The 2,580-nt window shown below is 63.8% G+C and carries 4 protein-coding genes and 1 pseudogene; all 5 read left to right on the forward strand.

Going from position 1 to position 2,580, the window contains the following annotated elements:
* Positions 1–140: 140 nt before the first annotated feature.
* Positions 141–461: a hypothetical protein gene (locus RLDS_RS32510; protein WP_020818509.1), complete on the forward strand. Its 321-nt coding sequence runs from the start codon at positions 141–143 to the stop codon at positions 459–461.
* Between the two features lie 58 nt (positions 462–519).
* Entirely contained in the window at positions 520–810 is a 291-nt protein-coding gene (gene traL, locus RLDS_RS32515) for a type IV conjugative transfer system protein TraL (protein WP_020818508.1), read from the forward strand.
* A 1-nt stretch (position 811) separates the two neighbouring features.
* Positions 812–1,378 carry a type IV conjugative transfer system protein TraE gene (locus RLDS_RS32520; RefSeq protein WP_020818507.1) on the forward strand — a complete coding sequence of 189 codons (567 nt, stop codon included), beginning with the start codon at positions 812–814 and terminating at the stop codon, positions 1,376–1,378.
* Positions 1,375–2,175 carry a type-F conjugative transfer system secretin TraK gene (locus RLDS_RS32525; protein WP_021223067.1) on the forward strand — a complete coding sequence of 267 codons (801 nt, stop codon included), beginning with the start codon at positions 1,375–1,377 and terminating at the stop codon, positions 2,173–2,175. The genes RLDS_RS32520 and RLDS_RS32525 overlap by 4 nt, the downstream gene beginning before the upstream one ends.
* 4 nt (positions 2,176–2,179) lie before the next feature.
* Positions 2,180–2,580, forward strand: a pseudogene (locus RLDS_RS0127680) (conjugal transfer protein TraB); the annotation flags it as partial.

Raw genomic sequence — 2,580 nt, forward strand, 5'->3', positions numbered from 1 at the left:
CCCGGCGTTCGGGGGCAGGGCCTCGATCGGCGAAAGATTCTTCCCCCGTCACCCCGGCTGCCCGTGACGACCCGGCCGCGGGTTGGTCAGCTTTCCCTGGGCGCGGTTCTCGTCGCGTCTCCAATTGAAGGGAACCCAACATGCAGTCAGTCCTGAAAGAGACCGGGCGCGCAGAGTTGGCGATCGTCGTGATCGCCGCCCTCCTGTTCGCCTCCTTCTGGTTCGCCGGTCCGGCATTCGCCGGCGCCGACACGACCTTCGACACGGCGCTCAACAAGTTCACCGATTTCCTCGAGGGCTCGGGCGGCAAGATCATCACGGTGCTTTCGCTCGCGGGCGGCATCGTCGCGCTCGCCTCCGGTCGCTTCTCCATGGGCCAGATCGCCATCCCGGTCGGTGTCGGCGTCGGCGCCGGCACGGGCATTCCCATCGTCACGTCGACGGTCACCGCGACGATCTGATCATTCCTGCGGTCGGGCGAAGTAGCAGCTTTGACCGACCCAAGGAGAGGGTGGTGCAATGGCGGCGGATAAGTACGTCATCCCGACTCATCTGGATGATCCCGAGCTGATCGGGCTGTGGACCCTGGATGAGTTCCTGGCGATGGTCATCCCCTTCGTCTGGGGGATTCTGTCTCAGCACATCCTCATCGGCATGTTGCTTTCGGGTGCGGGCTGGTGGGGTCTCAGAAAAGCGAAGGCAGGCCGGGCGACGTCATGGCTTCTCCATCTGGCCTACTGGTTTCTTCCGGCCGGCTTCACCGGTCTGAGAGCCACGCCACCCTCGTACCTTCGATTGATGGCGGGGTGATATGGAACTTTCCTACAGCCATTCGCACAGCCAGCGGGTCTTGCGGCAGCGGAATCTGCTCGCGATCGTCGCCGTCGGCCTCTGCGCACTGACGATCCTGCTGCTTATCTTCACGGTGTCGCGGGACCGCGAAATCGTGCTGCAGCCGATCCTGCGATCGCCGGTCACGGTAAGCTCCGCCGGGGTCAGCCGCGAATATCTCGAGATGATCACGCGCGACACGGTGGTGCTCACCCTCAATCGCAGCCCGCAGAACCTCGAATACTGGATGAACGCGGTGCTCGATATCACGGCGCCGGCCTCCCAGGGCAAGGTCAAGGCGGACCTGCTCAAGATCGTGAACGAACAGCGTGGATCTTCGATTTCGCAGTTCTTCACGATCGAAAAGATGGAGCTCGACACGAAGGGGCTGCGCTCGGAGGTGACGGGCAGTCTGCATACGATCGTCGGCAATCGGGTCATCTCGAACGAGCGGCGGACCTTTCGGTACGACTGGGAATATTCCGGCCTGTCCCTGAAGCTGATCGGCTTCGGCATGGTGACGGCCGAGCAGGGGAAGGATCAATGATGTCCGTCTATGTCGTCGGCAGTGCCGCTGCGGGCACCGCCTTCCTCTCGCGCGTCAACTGTCATCTGAGCCGTTGCACGGGCGCTGCGCTGATAGGCATTGCCGTTCTGCTGAGCGCGCAGCCCGCCTGGGCCGATCAGACCATCATGGCGGCGGACAGCAGCCAGGTCGACTGCCAGGCGTCCGCCAAGGACCTGACGCGTATCAGCCTGGTCGAAGACGAGTTCGCGTCGGTCTCCAAGATCTCCACCGGCAATCCGACCGATGACTTCTCGGTCGTCAACGAGCCGGTCCGCGGCGACATCTACCTGTCCGTTCCCGACGGATTTGCCCGCCCGGCGCTCTCCTTCTTCGCCACGAGCAAGCGCGGCTATGTCTACAAGTTCGTCTGCCGGATCGGCGGCGACCAGGCCGCCCAGGTCTTCGTCTCCAATCCGGCGATCGCAAACGAACGCGCAGCGGAGAACGGTCCGGCCGAGAGGCTCGGGACCCACGATGCCGCGGTCGAGCTGGTGCAGGCGATGTATTCGAATGCGGTCGCCGACGGCTACGAGATGCGCCAGCGCGCCTTGCGGCCGGTCTATGTTGGCACCCTCAAGGTGCAGATGATCGCGGAATATCGCGGTTCGGAGCTCAGCGGCAAGGTCCTGCGCATCGAGAACAAGGGTCCGTCAGAGGTCGAGCTGACCGAAGCGATGGTCGCTCCAGCGAGCGCCCTGGCCGTGTCGATCGCCGAGAGCAAGCTCGCTCCGGGCAAGGTCACCACCGCCTACCTCGTGTCCCAGAACGGAAGGTGAGGACATGGCATTATTCGATTTCCTGAATCGCAAGCGTCCCGCTCTTGATGGGGCTTCGGACGAGGGCGTATCTCCTGTCGCCAGCGATCTCACCGCGAACGAAGCCGTTCGCCGCAAGCAGCGCCTGCTGCTGGCCGGGGTGGCGGGCGCCGGCCTGATCCTCTCCTCGTTCTGGATCTTCAGCGGCGATGAGAAGGGCGACAAGCTCGCCGACGACGGCACGAGCGAGGTCACCGTTTCGACCAAGGACCTGGTGAACCGCAATCTCTCGCAGCAGGAGTGGATGGCGCTCTCGGAGAACCGCTTCCAGTCCACCGAAAATCAGTTGAAGTCGATCGACGGCCAGAACCGCCGGCTGGAGATGCTGACCGCCCAGGTGGAGGCGCTCAAGGGCCAGAACCAGGC

It is taken from the genome of Sphingobium lactosutens DS20 (assembly GCF_000445105.1).
Lineage (GTDB): Bacteria > Pseudomonadota > Alphaproteobacteria > Sphingomonadales > Sphingomonadaceae > Sphingobium > Sphingobium lactosutens.

What these genes read in the sequence shown, in the direction of transcription:
- RLDS_RS32510 (WP_020818509.1), top strand. Translation starts at nt 141, where the DNA reads ATGCAGTCAGTCCTGAAAGAGACCGGGCGCGCAGAGTTGGCGATCGTC.
- traL (WP_020818508.1), top strand. Translation starts at nt 520, where the DNA reads ATGGCGGCGGATAAGTACGTCATCCCGACTCATCTGGATGATCCCGAG.
- RLDS_RS32520 (WP_020818507.1), top strand. Translation starts at nt 812, where the DNA reads ATGGAACTTTCCTACAGCCATTCGCACAGCCAGCGGGTCTTGCGGCAG.
- RLDS_RS32525 (WP_021223067.1), top strand. Translation starts at nt 1,375, where the DNA reads ATGATGTCCGTCTATGTCGTCGGCAGTGCCGCTGCGGGCACCGCCTTC.